The sequence below is a fragment of the Novosphingobium sp. TH158 genome (genome assembly GCF_002855555.1).
Classification (GTDB): Bacteria; Pseudomonadota; Alphaproteobacteria; order Sphingomonadales; family Sphingomonadaceae; genus Novosphingobium.
In genome coordinates this window covers 1,888,657-1,906,242 of the sequence record NZ_PKRT01000001.1, presented here as the reverse complement: position 1 = coordinate 1,906,242, position 17,586 = coordinate 1,888,657, and the positions used below count along the sequence as shown (strand labels likewise).

21 protein-coding genes and 1 tRNA gene are annotated in these 17,586 nt (G+C 64.1%); 15 read left to right on the top strand and 7 right to left on the bottom strand.

Annotation, left to right across the window (positions count from 1 at the left end; genetic code table 11):
- Positions 1 to 26: 26 nt before the first annotated feature.
- The 3 genes from C0V78_RS14930 to C0V78_RS09415 are packed head-to-tail and all read left to right on the top strand — an operon-like array spanning position 27 to position 1,337.
- The gene (locus C0V78_RS14930) at positions 27 to 167 is read left to right on the top strand and encodes a hypothetical protein (protein WP_158241523.1); all 141 of its coding nucleotides are present in this window, start codon (positions 27 to 29) and stop codon (positions 165 to 167) included.
- A gap of 1 nt (position 168) precedes the next feature.
- Positions 169 to 849, top strand: a complete 681-nt coding sequence (msrA, locus tag C0V78_RS09420; RefSeq protein ID WP_101797476.1) for a peptide-methionine (S)-S-oxide reductase MsrA — start codon at positions 169 to 171, stop codon at positions 847 to 849.
- A gap of 20 nt (positions 850 to 869) precedes the next feature.
- Positions 870 to 1,337, top strand: coding sequence for a Fur family transcriptional regulator (locus C0V78_RS09415; RefSeq protein WP_101797475.1), 468 nt, complete (start codon positions 870 to 872; stop codon positions 1,335 to 1,337).
- A gap of 7 nt (positions 1,338 to 1,344) precedes the next feature.
- On the opposite strand, the gene C0V78_RS09410 is transcribed toward C0V78_RS09415, so the two are convergent.
- Positions 1,345 to 1,731: a VOC family protein gene (locus tag C0V78_RS09410; RefSeq protein WP_216822172.1), complete on the bottom strand. Its 387-nt coding sequence runs from the start codon at positions 1,729 to 1,731 to the stop codon at positions 1,345 to 1,347.
- A 64-nt stretch (positions 1,732 to 1,795) separates the two neighbouring features.
- Between C0V78_RS09410 and dxs the strand changes: the two genes are divergently transcribed.
- Positions 1,796 to 3,718 carry a 1-deoxy-D-xylulose-5-phosphate synthase gene (dxs, locus tag C0V78_RS09405; protein WP_101797474.1) on the top strand — a complete coding sequence of 641 codons (1,923 nt, stop codon included), beginning with the start codon at positions 1,796 to 1,798 and terminating at the stop codon, positions 3,716 to 3,718.
- Between the two features lie 21 nt (positions 3,719 to 3,739).
- Here the strand turns inward: dxs and C0V78_RS09400 are convergent, their stop codons facing one another.
- From C0V78_RS09400 to C0V78_RS09390, 3 genes are read right to left on the bottom strand one after another with little or no spacing between them, the layout of a single operon-like run.
- Positions 3,740 to 5,077, bottom strand: a complete 1,338-nt coding sequence (locus C0V78_RS09400; RefSeq protein WP_101797473.1) for an amidohydrolase family protein — start codon at positions 5,075 to 5,077, stop codon at positions 3,740 to 3,742.
- The gene (locus C0V78_RS09395; protein WP_101797472.1) at positions 5,074 to 6,486 is read right to left on the bottom strand and encodes an amidohydrolase; all 1,413 of its coding nucleotides are present in this window, start codon (positions 6,484 to 6,486) and stop codon (positions 5,074 to 5,076) included. The genes C0V78_RS09400 and C0V78_RS09395 overlap by 4 nt, the downstream gene beginning before the upstream one ends.
- A gap of 21 nt (positions 6,487 to 6,507) precedes the next feature.
- On the bottom strand, positions 6,508 to 8,058 hold the full coding sequence (locus tag C0V78_RS09390) for a peptide MFS transporter (protein ID WP_101797471.1): 1,551 nt from the start codon (positions 8,056 to 8,058) through the stop codon (positions 6,508 to 6,510).
- A 168-nt stretch (positions 8,059 to 8,226) separates the two neighbouring features.
- Between C0V78_RS09390 and C0V78_RS09385 the strand changes: the two genes are divergently transcribed.
- The 3 genes from C0V78_RS09385 to C0V78_RS09375 all read left to right on the top strand — a co-directional run bounded on the left by C0V78_RS09385 (position 8,227) and on the right by C0V78_RS09375 (position 9,160).
- Positions 8,227 to 8,568 carry a GntR family transcriptional regulator gene (locus C0V78_RS09385; protein ID WP_101797470.1) on the top strand — a complete coding sequence of 114 codons (342 nt, stop codon included), beginning with the start codon at positions 8,227 to 8,229 and terminating at the stop codon, positions 8,566 to 8,568.
- A gap of 149 nt (positions 8,569 to 8,717) precedes the next feature.
- Positions 8,718 to 8,999 carry an integration host factor subunit beta gene (locus C0V78_RS09380; RefSeq protein ID WP_101797469.1) on the top strand — a complete coding sequence of 94 codons (282 nt, stop codon included), beginning with the start codon at positions 8,718 to 8,720 and terminating at the stop codon, positions 8,997 to 8,999.
- A 76-nt stretch (positions 9,000 to 9,075) separates the two neighbouring features.
- A tRNA-Leu gene (locus C0V78_RS09375) sits at positions 9,076 to 9,160 on the top strand.
- A 194-nt stretch (positions 9,161 to 9,354) separates the two neighbouring features.
- On the opposite strand, the gene C0V78_RS09370 is transcribed toward C0V78_RS09375, so the two are convergent.
- The gene (locus C0V78_RS09370; RefSeq protein WP_144039869.1) at positions 9,355 to 10,197 is read right to left on the bottom strand and encodes a hypothetical protein; all 843 of its coding nucleotides are present in this window, start codon (positions 10,195 to 10,197) and stop codon (positions 9,355 to 9,357) included.
- 3 nt (positions 10,198 to 10,200) lie between these two features.
- On the opposite strand from C0V78_RS09370, the gene C0V78_RS09365 reads away from it, so the two are divergent.
- Positions 10,201 to 10,698 carry a LysR substrate-binding domain-containing protein gene (locus C0V78_RS09365; protein ID WP_101797467.1) on the top strand — a complete coding sequence of 166 codons (498 nt, stop codon included), beginning with the start codon at positions 10,201 to 10,203 and terminating at the stop codon, positions 10,696 to 10,698.
- A gap of 20 nt (positions 10,699 to 10,718) precedes the next feature.
- Here the strand turns inward: C0V78_RS09365 and C0V78_RS09360 are convergent, their stop codons facing one another.
- Positions 10,719 to 10,967: a nuclear transport factor 2 family protein gene (locus C0V78_RS09360; protein ID WP_158241522.1), complete on the bottom strand. Its 249-nt coding sequence runs from the start codon at positions 10,965 to 10,967 to the stop codon at positions 10,719 to 10,721.
- Between the two features lie 23 nt (positions 10,968 to 10,990).
- On the opposite strand from C0V78_RS09360, the gene ribB reads away from it, so the two are divergent.
- Positions 10,991 to 12,277 (top strand): 3,4-dihydroxy-2-butanone-4-phosphate synthase, encoded by a 1,287-nt coding sequence (ribB, locus tag C0V78_RS09355; protein ID WP_101798291.1) that lies wholly within the window; start codon positions 10,991 to 10,993, stop codon positions 12,275 to 12,277.
- A gap of 48 nt (positions 12,278 to 12,325) precedes the next feature.
- Here ribB and C0V78_RS09350 read toward each other — a convergent pair whose 3' ends face one another.
- On the bottom strand, positions 12,326 to 12,898 hold the full coding sequence (locus C0V78_RS09350; RefSeq protein WP_101797466.1) for a TetR/AcrR family transcriptional regulator: 573 nt from the start codon (positions 12,896 to 12,898) through the stop codon (positions 12,326 to 12,328).
- Positions 12,899 to 13,141: 243 nt separating this feature from the next.
- Here C0V78_RS09350 and C0V78_RS09345 point away from each other — a divergent pair, with 243 nt between their 5' ends.
- From C0V78_RS09345 to C0V78_RS09320, 6 genes are all read left to right on the top strand, one after another.
- Positions 13,142 to 13,897, top strand: coding sequence for an SDR family NAD(P)-dependent oxidoreductase (locus tag C0V78_RS09345; protein WP_101797465.1), 756 nt, complete (start codon positions 13,142 to 13,144; stop codon positions 13,895 to 13,897).
- Between the two features lie 35 nt (positions 13,898 to 13,932).
- Positions 13,933 to 14,760 (top strand): TauD/TfdA family dioxygenase, encoded by an 828-nt coding sequence (locus C0V78_RS09340; RefSeq protein WP_101797464.1) that lies wholly within the window; start codon positions 13,933 to 13,935, stop codon positions 14,758 to 14,760.
- Positions 14,761 to 14,793: 33 nt separating this feature from the next.
- Entirely contained in the window at positions 14,794 to 15,225 is a 432-nt protein-coding gene (locus tag C0V78_RS09335) for an MAPEG family protein (RefSeq protein ID WP_101797463.1), read from the top strand.
- Between the two features lie 35 nt (positions 15,226 to 15,260).
- Entirely contained in the window at positions 15,261 to 16,130 is an 870-nt protein-coding gene (locus C0V78_RS09330) for an SDR family NAD(P)-dependent oxidoreductase (protein WP_101797462.1), read from the top strand.
- Positions 16,131 to 16,275: 145 nt separating this feature from the next.
- Positions 16,276 to 16,656 (top strand): VOC family protein, encoded by a 381-nt coding sequence (locus C0V78_RS09325; RefSeq protein ID WP_101797461.1) that lies wholly within the window; start codon positions 16,276 to 16,278, stop codon positions 16,654 to 16,656.
- 260 nt (positions 16,657 to 16,916) lie between these two features.
- Positions 16,917 to 17,576: a PilZ domain-containing protein gene (locus C0V78_RS09320; protein ID WP_158241521.1), complete on the top strand. Its 660-nt coding sequence runs from the start codon at positions 16,917 to 16,919 to the stop codon at positions 17,574 to 17,576.
- Positions 17,577 to 17,586: the final 10 nt, after the last annotated feature.

The window sequence follows — 17,586 nt, the reverse complement described above, 5'->3', positions numbered from 1 at the left end:
GCGTTTCTACTCGGGCGAATCGTAACATGTCGTTCCTCAAGGCTGACCTCCTGCGCTCTTTCGGCATCGGCTTCCTGGTCGGCTGCGCGGCGCTGTTCATGACCATGGACTCTGGCGAACCTTCGAACGGTGTGGTTCCTTCCGCGATCGCTGCCCCGGCGCGCTGAGATGAAGCGCGGCCTCGCGCTTATCCCGCTTCTACTGGTCCTTTCCGCCTGCCAGCAGGGCGTGGCGGCCTCTGCGCGTGACAGCGCAGTCAATGCGCCTGCCGCCGCGCGCAAGTCGGCTGAGCCGGCAGGCCTGAAAGTCGCGGTATTTTCGGGCGGCTGCTTCTGGGGAACCGAGGCGGTGTTCAGTCATGTGAAGGGCGTGACCAGTGCGGTTTCCGGTTATCAGGGCGGCAGCCGCAGCTCTGCAACCTATGACCGGGTGAAGGACAGCAATACCGGACACGCCGAATCCGTGCGGGTGACTTATGACCCCGCGCAGGTCCGCTACGACCAGTTGCTGCAGATATTCTTCTCCGTCATCGCCGATCCGACCCAGCTGAACCGGCAGGGCCCGGATGTCGGCACGCAATACCGCTCGGCACTGGTACCGCAGAACGCGGAACAGAAGCTGGTGGCTTCTGCCTACCTTGCCCAGCTGCGCGCATCCGGCCTGTGGCGCGCGCCGATCGTCACGCGGATCGAGCCATCGAAGGGCTTCTATGCCGCGGAAGCCGAGCATCAGGACTTCGCGGCCAGGAATCCGCAGCATCCCTACATCACCTATTGGGACGTGCCCAAACTGGCGGCGCTGAAGCGCCTGTTCCCGGGCCTTTACAAGCCAAGCTTCACCAAGGGCTGATTGCCGACTATACCTGCGGCATGAGCGGCCATCACCATCATCACGAGCATCACGGCAGGGATCTGGCCGATGCGGCGCAGTCTGCGCTGGAAGCAGCCGGCGAACAGTGGACCGAGATGCGCGCCGACGTCTTCGCCGCACTTGCCGAGCGCGAGCGTCCCGCCTCTGCCTACGACATTGCCGAGGACGTATCGAAGCAGCGCGGCAAGCGCGTTGCCGCCAATTCGGTCTATCGCATCCTCGACCTGTTCGTGCGCACCAACCTCGCCCGGCGGGTCGAAAGCGCCAATGCCTATGTCGCCAACAGCCACCCCGGCTGCCGCCACGACTGCATTTTCCTGATCTGCGATTCGTGCGGGCGCGCCGTCCACAGCGATGATGACCGGCTGACGGGTGCGCTGGTCGAAGCGGCACGGGCGGCTGGCTTTGCCGATATCCGCCCGGTGGTCGAAGTGCGCGGTATCTGCGCGGATTGCAGCGAAGGCTGAACCCGCCTTACCCGAACTGGGTAAGGCTCAGGCCGTTTCCTTCAGGATCGGAAAACCAGGCGATCTTCGCGCCGCCACCCGGAGCGTGCCAGACGCCGTCCGCGTCCTGATCGAACCCTTCATAGATGTGGAAGGTCACGCCCTTCGCCTTCAGGTCCGCCATGGTGGCGCGGATATCGGACACGTGCCAGCCAAGCACGGTATGGCCCGACGGCACGTGGCCCGGGATTTCCGTCAGCCGCATGGGCGTGCGGTTGCCCAAGTCGTAAGTCACGGCGTGGTCGTCCTCGCCCAGCTCGCGCAGCCCCAGCACGCCCGAATAAAACGGCCTGCTGCGAGCCCGGTCGGCGGTGTGAACCATGCACAGCGGAATGGAGGCGGCGGGAATGCTCATTAATGCAGGTCCTTCATGAGGGGATCAATCGACAGTGCCCGATTCCGGGTGTAAGGCTAAGCGCATGACCGCCCATCCGGCCACCCCGCTCCTCGACAATGTCGGTACTCCCGACGAACTTCGCAAGCTTGAGCCAGCACAATTGCGCCAGCTGGCCGATGAATTGCGCGCCGAAATGATCAGCGCCGTCGGCCAGACCGGCGGGCATCTTGGCTCGGGCCTCGGTGTCGTGGAGCTGACCGTGGCGATCCACTATGTGTTCAACACGCCGGATGACCGGCTGATCTGGGACGTTGGCCACCAGGCCTATCCGCACAAGATCCTGACCGGGCGGCGTGACCGCATCCGCACGATCCGGCAGGGCGGGGGGCTTTCCGGCTTCACCAAGCGCAGCGAAAGCGAATACGATCCCTTCGGAACGGCGCACAGCTCCACCTCGATTTCGGCGGCGCTGGGCTTTGCCGTGGCCAACAAGCTGGCCGGCACCCCGGGGCGCGGCATCGCGGTGATCGGCGACGGTGCGATGAGCGCGGGCATGGCCTATGAGGCGATGAACAACGCCAAGCAGGCTGGCAACCGGCTGGTCGTCATCCTCAACGATAACGACATGTCGATCGCCCCGCCTGTTGGCGGGCTCTCTGCCTACCTGGCCCGGCTGGTATCCTCGCGTCCGTTCCTCGGCATTCGCGAGATCGCCAGGCGCATTTCGCGCAGGCTGCCGGAACCGCTGCATCGCGCCGCCAAGAAGACGGATGAATTCGCCCGCGGCATGGCCATGGGCGGCACCCTGTTCGAGGAACTGGGGCTTTATTACGTCGGCCCGATCGACGGACATAACCTCGAACAGCTGATCCCCGTGCTGGAAAACGTGCGGGATGCCGCCGAGGGGCCGTGCCTGATCCATGTCGTCACCCAGAAGGGCAAGGGCTATGCCCCGGCCGAGGCGGCGGCGGACAAGTACCATGGCGTCCAGAAGTTCGATGTCATCACCGGCGAACAGGTGAAAAGCGCGGGCGGCCCGCCCAGTTATACCAACGTCTTCGCCAAGGCACTGCTGGCCGAAGCCGAGCGTGACAACACCATCTGCGCGATCACCGCCGCCATGCCGAGCGGCACCGGGCTCGACAAGTTCGAGACGGCCTATCCCGACCGCTATTTCGATGTCGGCATTGCCGAGCAGCACGCGGTTACTTTCGCCGCCGGTCTTGCCGCGCAGGGGATGCGGCCGTTCGCGGCGATCTATTCCACCTTCCTGCAGCGCGCCTATGACCAGGTGGTCCATGACGTCGCGATCCAGAACCTGCCGGTCCGCTTCGCCATTGACCGTGCGGGCCTCGTTGGCGCGGACGGGGCGACCCATGCTGGCTCGTTCGACATTACCTACCTTGCCACCCTGCCGAACATGGTGGTGATGGCCGCAGCGGACGAGGCGGAACTGGTCCACATGACGCACACCGCCGCGCTGTACGATGCCGGCCCGATCGCCTTCCGCTATCCGCGCGGCAATGGCGTGGGCGTGCCGCTGCCCCAGGTTCCCGAAAGGCTGGAAATCGGCAAGGGCCGCATCGTGCGCCAGGGCAGCAAGATCGCGCTGCTCTCGCTTGGCACGCGCCTCGCCGAAAGCCTGAAGGCGGCGGACCAGCTTGAGGCGAAGGGGCTTTCCACCACCGTCGCCGACCTGCGCTTTGCCAAGCCGCTGGACGAGGAACTGATCCGCAAGCTCATCGCCACGCACGAGGTTGTGGTGACGATCGAGGAAGGCGCGATCGGCGGGCTGGGCGCCCATGTCCTGACCATGGCAAGCGACGAGGGGCTGACCGACACCGGCCTAAAGATCCGCACCATGCGCCTGCCCGACGTTTTCCAGGACCACGATTCGCCGGACAAGCAGTACGACGAAGCCGGTCTCAATGCGCCGCACATCGTCGAAACCGTGCTGAAGGCGCTGCGCTGGAACGATGCAGGCGTAGGAGAAGTGCGGGCCTGACGTGCAGACCCGCCTCCAGATTCACCAATCGTAAGCTTTCGGCAGCACCCCTTCCTGCGGCGTCTTGTAACGGTCGCGCAGGCGGCTCTGGTGGTTGTCGAGCGGCTGTTCGACGCCATCGATGAACACCGAAACCACGCCGCTGGTCATTTCCAGCGGATCGCCGTCCCAGATCACCAGGTCGCCGGCCTTGCCGGGCTTGAGGCTGCCGAACTTGTCGCCCATGCCGATGGCTTCGGCGGGGCCCGAGGTGATCGCGGCGAGTGCCTTGGCCCACGTGAGCCCGCTGGCGCGCGGAACCCGCGTCAGACCGACGAGGTTGCCGGCATATTGCGTGGCATGGCGCGGCTGGTCGAAGAACGCGCCGAGCGAAACCTTCACCCCGGCCGCAGCCATGCGCCCGACGTTCGATTGCGTCGCGGCAAGGTGCTCGAAGTCGCTCGGCAGGTCGCGCAGCGGCGAGGCGATGACCGGAACGCGCGCGGCGACGAGGTCGGCTGCTGCCAGCCATCCTTCGGTCGCGCCGACGATCACCAGCTTGAGCAGCGGGAAATCGTTCTTCAGCGCCAGGGCGGCGCGGATATCTGACGCGCGTTCCGCCCGCACGTAGAGCGGCTGGAGGCCGTTCACCACCGGTACCAGCGCTGCCGCATCGAAGCGGTTGAGCAGGGCATCGCCGGGCCGTTCGGGGCTGGTCGTCGACAGGCGCATGTCGGCTGCGGCGACGTTGGGGCCGTGGCGGCGAGCCAGGTCGCGCGCTTCGGCCAGGGCATTGCGCAGCGCAGTATGCGCGGCAACGCGGCTGCCACCGGCGATCCGGCCACCGTCTTCGCCAAGTTCGACGTACTGGAAGGCGCGCGGCTGGACCACGGCGGCGGGATCGTTGCCCAGATCGATCACCGCACCCTGTCCGGCGAAGATCGAGCTGCCGGCGCTGCCAACGACTGCCGCCCGCGTTACGCCGGCTGCGCGGCTGATGGCGATCGGCTGAGCGCTGGGATTGATCACCGGTGCATAATCGAGCGCGGCGCCGAAGGGGGCCTTGGCTGCGCCGGTATCGTTGCTGGTATCGTCCGATTCGACGTCGACCAGACCGAGATCGGTCACTGCGACGACGATGCCCGGGGTGACATACTTGCCACCGGCATCGATCATTCGCGTGCCGGCAGGCACGGCCACACTGGTGCCTGCGGCGACAACCTTGCCGCCGCTAACCAGCACGGTGCCGCCCTTGATGGGGGCCGAGCCATCGCCGATCACAAGCGTCGCGTTTGTCACCGCGACGGACTGGCCAAGCGCCGGTGCCGCGACAAGCGAGAGCAGCGCCGTTGCTGCAAGGGTGGTTGCGCGGGCGCTCATTTCACGTCTCCTTCGCCGGGCTGGCCAAGTTCGAAATCGCTCACCGGCCGTCGCTTGGGATCGGCGGCATCGTACATCAGCGCACCATCGATCCACACCTTGTCAGGCCGGGCATAGGTGCTCAGCGGGTGGGCATTCCACAGCACCACATCGGCCATCTTGCCCTGGGCAAGGCTGCCGGTCTGGCTGGCGATGCCCATGGCGGTTGCGGGGTTGAGCGTGAGCCAGCGGATCACTTCCTCGTCAGCGATGTTGATCCCGGCGCGGCGGGCATCGCCCTGCACCTTGGCCGCTTCCTGGTTGAGACGCTGGATGCCGTTTTCGTCGTCCGAGTGGATCACGGTGCAGGCCCCGGCCTTGTTGATCAGTGCGGCGTTCTCGGGGATGGCGTCATAGGCTTCCATCTTGAAGCCCCACCAGTCTGCCCAGACCGCGCTGCACACGCCGTTTTCCTTCAGCAGGTCGGCGATCTTGTAGCTTTCCACGGCATGGTGGAAGGTGCTGACCTTGTAGCCGAACTCCTTGGCCATATCGAGGACGAGCGCCATCTCGTCAGCGCGGTAGCAATGGTTGTGGACGAGGATATCACCGTCCAGGACGCCAGCGAGCGTCTCCATCGCAAGGTCGCGGGTTTCCAGCTTTCCGGCATCGCGCTTGCGGCGATAGTCCTGCGCCTTGATCCAGGTGGCGCGGTTGACGGCCATGTTGCCCATGCGGGTAGAGGGCATGCGGCCCTTTTCACCATAGACGCGCTTGGGATTTTCGCCGCAGGCCATCTTGAGGCCGTAAGGCGCGCCGGGGAACTTCATCCCCTGCATGGTGCGCGAATAGACGTTCTTGAGCGTAACCGAGCGGCCACCCATCAGGTTGGCCGAACCGGGCAGGATCTGCAGCGCGGTGATGCCGCCATTGGCCAGCGCGCGGGAAAAGCCGGGGTCCTGCGGCCAGACGGAATGCTCCGCCCAGACATCGGCGGTGGTCGGTGCCGTTGCCTCGTTGCCGTCGCTGTGGCCCTGCACCGCGGGCGAGGGATAGTCGCCCAGGTGGCTGTGGATGTCGATGATGCCGGGCGTAACGAAGCGGCCGGCAGCATCGATGCGGCGGTAGCCGGCAGGGATCGCCAGGTCCGGTCCGCCGACGCTGACAACCTTGCCTTCGGCGAACAGCACGGTGCCGTTCTCGATGCGGCGCCCTTCGCCATCGAACACCGTCGCCCCGACCAGCGCGGTCGGCTCGCCCGGGAAGGGCCGGTACGTCGATGGATAGGGGTTCTTGTTGAAGTTCACCGCGGGCGAGGCGGCTGCCTTGTCCTTGCTGTTCTTTTCCTTCGCCCCGCCGGCAACCGGCAGGACAAGGGCGAGCGCGGCCAGCGCGCAAACGCCCGGGCGGACGGTACGGTTACGTTTCATCGATGAAAGGCCTTCCTGGGATCAGCGGTCTTCAAGCGTGTCAAGGTGCATCCAGCGCTTGACGATCGGGGAGAGCAGCAGCACGAGCACGGCCGCGCCGATGGAGATCCAGCCGAACAGCTCGTAGATTTCCAGCAGCTTTGCCTTGCTCATCTCGCCGCCGTGGCCACCAGTAGCCTCGCCGATCTTGCCGGCGACGAAGTTGCCCACCGCGGTCATGTAGAACCATGCTCCCATGATCAGCGAGGCGAGGAACTTGGGTGCCAGCCGGTTCATCGCGCTGAGGCCGACCGGCGAGAGGCACAGCTCCGCAGTCGTCGCGAACAGGTAGTAGAGGAAGACGAAGATCACCGGCGTCATGGCTGCCAGGCCAAAGGCTTCGGCACCCCAGACGAGGACGAGGTTGGCAAGGCCCATCTGCGCCAGCGCCAGGCCGAACTTGGCCGGAGCCGACGGTTCCTTGCCGCGCTTGCCCAGCCACACCCACAATCCGGCGAACAGCGGTGCCAGCAGGATGATGTAGATCGGGTTGATCGACTGGAAGATCGCCGCCGGCACGTCGCCGCGATCGACAAAGCGGTCGGTGAACAGGTTCATCGAGCCGCCGGCCTGTTCGAACAGGCCCCAGAACAGCGGGTTGAGGCTGATCAGGAACAGGATGGCGAACATGCGCTCGCGCGGTTCCTTGGGCAGCTTGAAGCTTTCGTAAAGCACGTAGCCCAACAGGCTGACACCCGAGATGATCAGCAACGTCTGGATCACGTCCTGGTACTGGACCAGCGCCCAGATCACGGCGACCGAGGCAAGGCCGATGCCGTAAAGCATCCATTCCTTGCTCTTCGCGAGCGGAGCCGGCGCCTCGCCCGCGCCGCCAAGCACGTTCTTGCCGAGCACGAATACGACGAGGCCCGCGAGCATGCCGATGCCGGCAAGGCCGAAGCCCCAGCCCCAGCCGATCGTCTGGCCAAGATAGCCGACAAGGATCGTGCCGATGGCAGCACCCAGGTTAATGCCCATGTAGAAGATGGTGTAGGCGCCATCGCGGCGCACGTCGGTGAGCTTGTAGAGCTGGCCGACCATCACCGAGATATTGGCCTTCAGGAAGCCCGAGCCGACGATGATGAAGGCAAGTGCGGCCCAGAACACGTTGATCGTCGGATCGTTCTGTCCGCCAACGCCTTCCACCGCCATCAGGCTGTGGCCGGCGGCAAGCAGCAGGCCGCCGAACAGCACGGCCTTGCGCTGGCCAAGATAGCGGTCGGCCAGGTAGCCTCCCAGCACCGGCGTGATGTAGACGAGGCTGGTGTAGGCGCCATAGATCAGGTTCGACTTGCTGTCGGAAAACAGCCAGTGCTGGGTCAGGTAGAAGATCAGCAGTGCGCGCATGCCGTAGTATGAGAAGCGCTCCCACATTTCGGCAAAGAACAGCATGTACAGGCCCTTGGGGTGGCCTGCGAACTCCGGTTCCTTCTGGATGGCGACACGCGCGCCGATTGCCAGGAACACGCCGAGGACGACGACCGCGATGGCCGCGATCCAGTCACCCTCGTTCCAGAGACCCATTTCCTTCATGACAACTCCCCGAATTCACACGCCTGCCCGGCGCGCATACGTGCGCAGACCCTAGCTTCGAATTTGCGGCTGTGAAGCGGAAAATCGTTACACTTGTACCTTTATTTGCGACAGCCATGCTGCAAAAACGGCCTTGCCTGACGCGCTGTATTATGGCACTGCTGCACCATGAGCCAGAACAGCCAGCCCGTCTACCTCAAGCTGCGTGACCTGATTGCCGCCGCGATCATCGACGGCACCTATGCCGAAGGCGCGATGCTTCCCTCGGTGCGGGCCTTTGCCGCCGAACAGGGCGCAAACCCGCTGACCGTGGCCAAGGCGTACCAGCTGTTCCAGCTCGAAGGACTGGTAGAGGTGCAGCGCGGGGTGGGCATGTATGTCGCGCCCGGTGCTGCCGAAAAGCTGCGCGGGCGCGAGCGGGATCTGTTCCTCAGCCGTGAATGGCCGGCAATCCGGGCGAAAATGCACATGCTGGGGATCGATCCGGCGGAACTTCTTGCCGAAGCGTGACATTCGGTCTGCCGCAAATCCGACAATTGCACTTGTGTCGTACGTCTGGCAGATTACATCGGCAATCAACGAAAACCTTTCAGGTCCTCCGGAGTGGGGGGTCGCGACCTGGAACTGGATAACGTCGCGTCTGCGGCGATGGAGAAACCATGATCCGTTCCGAACTGTTGCAGGTTCTTGCCCGTGAAAATCCCGAACTGCGCGCCGAGGAAGTCGAGCGTGTTGTCGATATCTTTTTCGACGAGATCAGCGAGCGCCTGGCCAAGGGCGGACGTGTGGAACTGCGCGGCTTCGGCGCGTTTTCGACCCGCGAGCGCGAGGCTCGCCAGGGCCGCAACCCGCGCACGGGCGAATCGGTCAGCGTTCCGGGCAAGAAGGTTCCCTACTTCAAGCCCGGCAAGGAAATGCGCCAGCGCCTGAACGCGGACTGATCCCGCGCACCTGCCTTCACGCAATGCCCCGGCAAGGGGTGGAAACCGCCGCCACATCGCCCTAAGGCGGTGGCGCGCGGACGTGGCGGAATGGTAGACGCCGGGGACTTAAAATCTCCTGATCCTCGATCGTGTGGGTTCGAGTCCCACCGTCCGCACCATGAAGTCCTTAAGTCCTGCCCTCTAGCGTTTGCCCGACGCGGAAGGGCGTGTGTTTGGCGCACTTCCGCGGGCTTTCGGGCTTGGTGCTTAGGGCCGTGCTTCCAGAGACGCCCAGAGAAGAGACATGATCTCTCAGCAAATTGGGGTCAGTCTCGATTGCAGAATGACTGACAGCACAGGGTATGTTGGGCGTTCAGGCGAACCCGAGAAGGCGACGCTGCTCCTGCCAGCATAGTGGCAGATTTGCTCCCAGAAGCTGCGTGATCGAAAACCCAATCGGCTGCCGACCCTGCAAGATTGCTGTGACAATGTCAGGGGCAAGGCTCGAAACTTTCAGGTAGCGGGCGAGTCGGTTACGGCAACGTCCTGACATCCTGGCGAGGTCGGAGATTGTCTTGTCCGGATTTACGATTGCCAGTCGCCTGGCGGCATGGGCCTCGCGAATGAGGTTGATCAGCTTCAGGTCGCGGTGACCGAGCTGTGCACGAGCAACCGGTCCAGGGATCACCAAACGCAGCTGACGTCCATGCCAGACCTTGGTTGATGGACAGGTCAGATCGATCGGCTCTGACTTGGCATCGGATGCTGCTTCGAGATCAAACGTTGCGGCAAGTCGCGAGGTGCTTGTCCGAATCCTGATATCCTCTGCGCCCAGTTCGATGCGTTCGACCAGTTTGACAATCAGGGACAGCCGCTGCGCGGGGCGACCTGTGCGGAGCTCGTTTGCATGCCGGACGGCATCATAAAGCATCGTTGAAGATTGCCGTGCCGTTTTGAGATATGCGCACAGATGCTTGGTCATGCCGGATCGATCATCAAGCAAGGCGGCGAGTCGCTCGCAAACCAATCGTTCGACATCATGCGCAGAGACCCGCCAGGCTTCCGTGCCATCGATCAGGTCTGATCGCGTGCTGTAATAGCGATAACGAACATTGCCTTTGAGCGTGTGGCTTGGCGCTAGCGCCCTGACCAGTCCACTGGCGGGGCTTTGGGTGGTGGGAGCAGCGAGTGCCGCTGCTCCGATTTGGAGATCCACCCTATGTCCGAAGTCACCAGCATCAAGACCGTCGCAGCGCGCCTGCGCCGCATGGCACGCACTCCCAGCAATAGTCCTCAAGATGGCGAGGGAAAACCGATGCGGTTCAGCGCGGCAACCGCCCTGCCGCTTATCCTGCCCGAGGCCAGGAGCGGCGTGGTCCCCATCGTGGAAAAGCTCGCCTATGTGAACAAGGCGAGCATCAACGTAGTCCGGCGGGTGAATTCGCTCGAACTGCTGAAGCAGATGGTCAGTGGCGGGCAGGCCCACACGGTACTGCCGAAGTCAGCCATCATGCGCGAACTGCGCGAAGGCAGCCTGGCGGTTTGCCCGATCGTCGATCCCGTGCTCAACCAGCCGGTCAGCATCGGCGCAACGCGGGACTGCAAGGTGCCGCGTCTGGTCGAACGGGCGGACATGATCCTGCGCCACACCCTTTCGGCCCTCGTTGCCAGCGATGCCTGGCCCGCAACATTGCTGTTCGAGCCAGACACCATCTGAAGGGTTCGGCCGCGGAGCGGTCAGGCAGGCTTGCGCATGTCCACCCACTGGTTCGCGATCGAGCGCTCGATTATCAGCCAGCCATCGTCCGTCCGGCGACATTTGTCGCGATACTGGACCCCGGCAATGATCTCGTCGCAGCCCTCGTCCTTGCCGACCATGTGATGGGCAATGCCATAGCTCCAGACGACTGCCGTATCGTCGGCCAGGTCGGCGCATGCTGGTTGGCGATCACATCCTGATGTATGCGCGGGCCTTGCTTCGCACACGCAGCTGTGCAATGTGCGCGGCCATGTCAAAGCAGCTTATTGACCGCGTCGTCGAACTCGTTTCCTCCGGCTCCATGAGCCGTTCCGGCCTTGCCCGTGCGGCCGGGCTTCATGCCAATACCCTGCGTGATTGCGGGGAGGATGGCTGGAACCCGACTGCGGAAACGCTTGGCAAGCTGGAACGCTTCCTGATGGCCAACGATGATCGCCCCGTGCTCGCCCCCATCGAGGAAATCATCGACGAGGCGCGCAACGGGCGCATGTTCATCCTTGTCGACGACGAGGATCGCGAGAACGAGGGCGACCTTATCATTCCGGCCCAGATGGCAACCCCGCAGGCCATCACCTTCATGGCCACTCACGGGCGCGGCCTCGTCTGCCTGTGCCTCACCCGCGAGCGCTGCGAGCAGCTTGAGTTGCCGCCGATGGCACGCGAGAATGGCACGCCGCTCGGCACGGCTTTCACGGTCTCAATCGAGGCGCGCGAAGGCATCACGACCGGTATTTCCGCAGCCGATCGCGCCCGCACCGTCTCTGTCGCCATCGACGGGACCAAGGGCAAGAACGACATCACCTCGCCCGGCCACGTCTTTCCCCTTCAGGCCCGCGATGGCGGCGTTCTGGTCCGTGCAGGCCATACTGAGGCAGGCGTCGACATTTCGCGGCTGGCCGGCCTCAACCCCTCGGCGGTGATCTGCGAAATCATGCGCGACGATGGCGAGATGGCGCGGCTCGACGATCTTGTGTCCTTCGCCCGGCTGCACGGCCTCAAGATCGGCACCATCCGCGATCTCATCGCCTACCGCCGCAAGCATGACCGCATGGTCGAAAAGCGCGCGGAGCTGCCCTTCACCAGCAAGTGGGGCGGCGACTGGAAGGCGATCACCTTCTACAACAAGGCAACCGGGGACGAGAACTTCGCCCTGGTCAAGGGCAAGGTTGACCCTGACCAGCCCACGCTTGTGCGCATGCACACCCTGTCCGTGTTCTCTGACATCTTCGGCGAAGAGGGCGATCGTGCCGACCTGCTCAGCCGTTCGATGAAGATGATTGCCGATCATGGTTCGGGCGCGATCGTGGTCATCAACCGGCCGATGCAGCGGTTGATGAGCAAGGCCATCGAAATCAAGAGCCGGGTGCGCGCTGGTGAAGAGGCACCGACGGAGGAACTGCGCGACTATGGCGTCGGCGCCCAGATCCTTGCCGAACTGGGCGTGCACGACATGGTCCTGCTGACCAACACGCACCATTCGCTGGTTGCGCTTGAAGGGTACGGCCTGTCGATCGTGGGCGAGCGCCCGATCGTCTGACGAAAGACAGCCTGGCGATGCGGTGCAGGCCTTGCGTCTGCCCGCTTGCTAGGTCGCGGCGTCCAGTGGCTCGACCTGATCGAGGAACGCGTCAAGCGCCGCGAGGATTTCCTCATGGCCAAGGTCCACGCCCAGCTGGCTTTCGCGCGACAGCAGCAGGGCGAGGCTGGTGATCGTCACGGCCATCGAAGCCGGACCCATGTTCCTGGCTTGCGGCACGCGGTCCATCACCTGCGCCAGCACCTCTGTCTCGATGCGACGCGCGCTCTCGATGAAGTGAACCACCTCGCGCTTGAGGCCCTCGATCCGGTTGGCCAGCGCCATGAATTCGGCAATCAGCCTGCTGTCGGTCGAATGAAGGCTGATGTCCCACAGCGCCCGCAGGGGGCGGGGCTGAGCGGCAGCCTCGCTGAGCCTGAGCTCCTGGCGTTCCGCCATGCGCCTGAACAGGCTGACGACAAGGTCGTCCATCGTTCGGAAGTAATAGTAGACCAGCCGCTGCTTGACACCGATCCGCTCAGCCACGCGCCGGGACGTAAGCGCGGCATGGCCTTCTTCGCGCAGAATCAGCTCGGCGCCGTCCAGCATGGCATGCCAGTTCTCCGACCCCTCCGGACCCATGCGGCGCTCAGGGGAAGGGGCCACTGTCCTTGCAGGGGCCTGTATGCCTGTTTCGCTGGCCATGACCTTGCCTAGATTGCCCTCCGCCCCGGGTAAAGCATGCAATTGACCGTGCCCGCCAGGCTCGCTAACAAAATGACGAACACTGGACTTCGGGTTCTTGCCTGCCCCAAATCACCGGGAAGGCGCCAGGCACCGAGAGCGGCAGCGTGGCGCTCTTGCAGTCGGAAGGATTGAACAAAGATGGCAGGCGCGGCGCGCGTGGCAGTGGTGACCGGCGGCGCGGCCGGCATGGGCAGGGCGACCAGCCTCAAGCTGGCGGCTGACGGACATGCCGTGGGTATCATCGACGTCGACCTGGCAGGTGCCCAGGCAGTCGCCGAAACGATCATGGCGGCTGGTGGCCGGGCGATTGCGGTCAAGGGTGATATTGGCGAGCGCGCCCAAGTGGAGGTAGCGATTGCCGCGATCCGCGAGGCGCTCGGTCCCATCACCGTCCTCGTCAACAATGCCGCTATCGAGAACTTCACCGCGATCGAGGATCTCGACGATGCGACATGGGACCGGCTCATGGCGATCAACCTGCGCGGCGCCTATGTTGCCGCGCAATGCGTGCTGCCGGACATGGTGGCGGCCGGCTGGGGCCGGATCGTCAATGTCTCTGCCTTTGGCGCGCAGATCGGCGCGCCCAACATGGCGCTCTATACCGCCAGCAAGGGCGGGATCATCTCGATGACCCGTTCATTGGCCATCGAGCTCGGGCCAAAGGGAATCACGGTCAACTCGGTCTCACCCGGCTTCATCGACACGCCCATGGCGCGCCGCGCGATCGATGGCGGACTGTTCCCGGTGCCCTATGAGCAGATCATTGCCACCTACCCGATTCCCCGCCTCGGCCAGCCCGAGGATATTGCAGCCGCTTGTGCCTTCTTCGCTTCCGATGCCGCCGGGTATATCACCGGTCAGGTCCTGGGCGTGAACGGCGGGGCGGCGATGTGAATTTCAACGCATTCATTGATTGAACGAGGCAGACCATGGCTACCCTTTCCGGAAAATTCGAAGTGACGCAGGTCAAGCCGCTGATCGGCGCCGTGGTGCGTACCGACAAGGAAACGCTGCTCAGCGGCCGCTATTCCGCGCAGATCCGCGAGATGCTCGAAGATCGCGGTGTCATCGTCTTCAAGGAGGTCCATTTCGACGATGCCGAACAGGTCGAGTTCACCAAGACGCTTGGCAAGTTCGTGCCCGAGATGCACGGCGACATCTTCAAGATCTCCATGGACAAGGAAATCAACCCGCAGGCAGACTATGTGAAGGGTGCCTTCTACTGGCACATCGATGGCACGATGCAGCAGGTGCCGCTGTTCGCCTCGATGCTGACCTGCAAGAAGAAGGCACCGGTCGGCGGCAACACCGAATTCTGCAACACCTATGCGGCCTGGGATGCTCTGCCGGATAACGAAAAGGCGGAGCTGGAGAACCTGCGCGTGATCCACTCGCTGGTGGCGGCGCAACTGTTCGTCGAGCCGGAGCCCAGCCTTGCGCTGCTCGACCAGTGGTCGCGGCTCGGCACCAATGACCTGCCGCTGGTCTGGGCGCACACTTCCGGCCGCAAGTCGCTCGTGCTGGGATCGACCTGCGATTACATCCCCGGCATGGACCCGATCGAAAGCCGGCGCCTGCTGGTGCGCCTGCGCGACTGGGCCACGCAGGAACAGTTCTCGCTCAGCCACGAGTGGTCGGTGGGCGATGCCGTGCTTTGGGACAACACCGGCACCATGCACCGCGCCATGGCCTATCCGCTGGACTGTGACCGCCAGATGCACCGCACCAAACTGGAAGGCGAGGAAGCCTTTTCCTGATTGCACGCGGATTGAAAACGAGAGGGGACCATCATGGCCAATGACCATTCGCTGAAGATCTTTCTGCCAGTCCTGCTTTTGGTGGCGATCACCTTCGTGGGTTTCGTCAAGATGGCGATCGAGCGCGCCAGCGCGGTCAAGCAGGGCCAGAATCCGGAATTCTACAAGGTCTACCTCGGCGATCCCGAGCCCGAGAAGACCCGTGCCGCCGTGCGCCACTGGGACAACCTGTTCGAACTGCCCACGGTGTTCTACGCGGGCTGCCTGACGGCCTATGTAACCGGTTCGGTGACGACGACGGTGCTTATCTGCGCGTGGATCTTCGCGGTCGGCAGGACGGTGCAGAGCCTCGTCCACATCACCTACAACAACCCGAACCATCGCGGCGGGGCCTTTACGATTTCCTTCCTGGGCCTGATGGTGATGTGGGGCGCGCTCGCCTCCAGCATCTTCGCAAAGCTCTAGGCCGATCCCGGCGTCAATCTCGAAGAAAGACCAAGATGACCGCACAAGCCCCCGTCGCCATCGTTACCGGAGCCAGCCGCGGTGCCGGTCGTGGCATTGCCATCGCGCTCGGCAGCCATGGCTGCACCGTCTATGTCACCGGCCGTTCGGAGAAGGCGGGCGATCATGCCCTGCCGGGCACGATCTACGCGACCGCCGAAGCCATCACCCGCGCGGGCGGCAAGGGCATCGCCGTGCGCTGCGACCATGCCGATGATACGCAGGTCCAGGCCCTGTTCGATCAGGTGCTTGCCGAACAGGGCCGCATCGACATCCTCGTGAACAATGCCGCGGCCGTCTATGACGAGCTGTCGATGCCGGGCAATTTCTGGGAAAAGCCGCTCAAGCTGGCGGACATGATCGATGTCGGCCTGCGCAGTTCCTACGTCGCCAGCTGGATGGCGGCCCCCGCAATGGTGAAGCAGAACAGCGGCCTCATCGTCATGACCTCTGCCTCGGGGGCGGCGCATTATTCGATGGGCCCGGCCTATGGCGCGCACAAGGCGGGGGTCGACAAGCTGGCCTTCGACATGGCGGTCGATTTCCGCAACGCCGAGGCCAATGTCTCCGCCATCTCGATCTGGATGGGCGCTTTGGCGACCGACCGCCTGCTCGCCATGATCGAGGCCGACCCCGAGAAGTACGGCTACCTGCGCAACCAGATCGAAACGCCCGAATACACCGGCCATGTCATCTGGGCGCTGTACAACGATCCCGCGCTGGCGGAGCGTTCGGGCCAGACCCTGATCGGAGCCGAACTGGGCCGCGAATACGGCATCACGGATGAGGGCGGGCGGCAGCCCCCGTCATATCGCGACACCCACAAGGTCGTGCCGCACCAGCATTACCCGCTGATCATCCGCTGACCGCCCGAGCGGTCCGCCGCCCGCGCGGCCGCCTCGGGGATTGCCGCATTGCTTGCGGCGATTGCCCTTGCCTGCAGTGCCGCGCGTATGCTGTTTACGCCCGAAGCGAGCGTCACGCCGCTTTGAGCATTATCAGGAGAAGTGCATGTTCAGTCATATCGTGGTCGGCTCCAACGACCTTGAAGCATCGAAGAAGTTCTACGACGCCACATTCGCCGTGCTCGGCATCTCGGGCGCCGGCGATGCGGCTGCAGGGCGCATTTTCTACATGTCGCCGACCGGCAATTTCATGGTCACCAAGCCGATCAACGGCGAGCCGGCCACCCATGCCAACGGCGGCACCATCGGCCTGACCATGACCCCGGAACAGGCGGACGCCTGGCATCAGGCCGGCGTCGAGAACGGCGGCACGACCTGCGAGGACCCGCCGGGCGTGCGCGACATGCCCTTTGGCAAGATGTACCTTGCCTACCTGCGCGATCCCGATGGCAACAAGCTGTGCGCCTTCCACATGATGGCCGGCTGACGATCATCTGCACCAGTAAAGCGGGCCCGTCGGGAAAGCGTCCCGGCGGGCCTTTGTTTTGCCTTCAGCCTGTTCTCCGGCCGTCTGTGCGGTCCGGCCTGGAGAGCCAGGGCTGCTCCCAGCAGCACGTTTGGAGCCTTGCGGCTGCGATCTCCTACGCGGCTTTAAGCATGATTCGTAGCAAGCGTTTCAAGCACTTGCCCATAGTTTGCACTTGTAAGGCGCGTCGGGGGACGGGCTTTGCAGCCGGGGGTGTTGCGATGCCGGGAACGGAATCGGTACTGGGTCCGGGCTTTGATGGCCTGGAAAAGCGTGAAGTGCAGCGGCTGGTCCTGTTGTTGCGGCCAGCCAAGGTGATTGCCCGCAGTGGCGAATACCTGTGCATCCTGCGCGACGTTGCCAGCAGGGGGGCGCGGCTGAAGCTGTTCCATCCCCTGCCGCGCGATGTCCTCATGGTCCTCGAACTCGGCAATGGCGATCGCTACGATATCGAGAAGATCTGGGAGCGCGGCGATCAGGCCGGTTTCGTGTTTACCCATGCCGCCCAGCTGGAGCACCTGCTGGTGGAGCGCAGCCGTTTTCGCAAGCGGCCGGTCCGGGCGCGGGTGGACCTGCCGGCGCAGGTGCGTGCTGGCAGCGTGGTGCTGCCGGCGGCGTTGTGCAACATCTCGCAGCAGGGCGGCAGCATCGAGGGCGATCTGCCGCTCAGCGTCGATCAGCGCGTCACGCTCGCGGTAAAGGGCCTGCCCGAACTTGATGCCAAGGTGCGCTGGCGGCGGGGGAATCGCGTCGGACTGGTGTTCGAGCAGACCTTCAAGCTCGACGAGCTGGCGCGCCTGCTGCATCGGCTGCAGCCGTTCCCGCCCGCCGTCGCGGAAGACGAAAAGGACGCGATCTTCCGCCGCGCGATGGAAGGCTGAACCGGCGTCC

Coding starts and splice junctions, on each gene's coding strand:
- C0V78_RS14930 (WP_158241523.1), top strand. CDS start 27: ATGTCGTTCCTCAAGGCTGACCTCCTGCGCTCTTTCGGCATCGGCTTC.
- msrA (WP_101797476.1), top strand. CDS start 169: ATGAAGCGCGGCCTCGCGCTTATCCCGCTTCTACTGGTCCTTTCCGCC.
- C0V78_RS09415 (WP_101797475.1), top strand. CDS start 870: ATGAGCGGCCATCACCATCATCACGAGCATCACGGCAGGGATCTGGCC.
- C0V78_RS09410 (WP_216822172.1), bottom strand. CDS start 1,731: ATGAGCATTCCCGCCGCCTCCATTCCGCTGTGCATGGTTCACACCGCC.
- dxs (WP_101797474.1), top strand. CDS start 1,796: ATGACCGCCCATCCGGCCACCCCGCTCCTCGACAATGTCGGTACTCCC.
- C0V78_RS09400 (WP_101797473.1), bottom strand. CDS start 5,077: ATGAGCGCCCGCGCAACCACCCTTGCAGCAACGGCGCTGCTCTCGCTT.
- C0V78_RS09395 (WP_101797472.1), bottom strand. CDS start 6,486: ATGAAACGTAACCGTACCGTCCGCCCGGGCGTTTGCGCGCTGGCCGCG.
- C0V78_RS09390 (WP_101797471.1), bottom strand. CDS start 8,058: ATGAAGGAAATGGGTCTCTGGAACGAGGGTGACTGGATCGCGGCCATC.
- C0V78_RS09385 (WP_101797470.1), top strand. CDS start 8,227: ATGAGCCAGAACAGCCAGCCCGTCTACCTCAAGCTGCGTGACCTGATT.
- C0V78_RS09380 (WP_101797469.1), top strand. CDS start 8,718: ATGATCCGTTCCGAACTGTTGCAGGTTCTTGCCCGTGAAAATCCCGAA.
- C0V78_RS09365 (WP_101797467.1), top strand. CDS start 10,201: ATGTCCGAAGTCACCAGCATCAAGACCGTCGCAGCGCGCCTGCGCCGC.
- ribB (WP_101798291.1), top strand. CDS start 10,991: ATGTCAAAGCAGCTTATTGACCGCGTCGTCGAACTCGTTTCCTCCGGC.
- C0V78_RS09350 (WP_101797466.1), bottom strand. CDS start 12,898: ATGGGTCCGGAGGGGTCGGAGAACTGGCATGCCATGCTGGACGGCGCC.
- C0V78_RS09345 (WP_101797465.1), top strand. CDS start 13,142: ATGGCAGGCGCGGCGCGCGTGGCAGTGGTGACCGGCGGCGCGGCCGGC.
- C0V78_RS09340 (WP_101797464.1), top strand. CDS start 13,933: ATGGCTACCCTTTCCGGAAAATTCGAAGTGACGCAGGTCAAGCCGCTG.
- C0V78_RS09335 (WP_101797463.1), top strand. CDS start 14,794: ATGGCCAATGACCATTCGCTGAAGATCTTTCTGCCAGTCCTGCTTTTG.
- C0V78_RS09330 (WP_101797462.1), top strand. CDS start 15,261: ATGACCGCACAAGCCCCCGTCGCCATCGTTACCGGAGCCAGCCGCGGT.
- C0V78_RS09325 (WP_101797461.1), top strand. CDS start 16,276: ATGTTCAGTCATATCGTGGTCGGCTCCAACGACCTTGAAGCATCGAAG.
- C0V78_RS09320 (WP_158241521.1), top strand. CDS start 16,917: ATGCCGGGAACGGAATCGGTACTGGGTCCGGGCTTTGATGGCCTGGAA.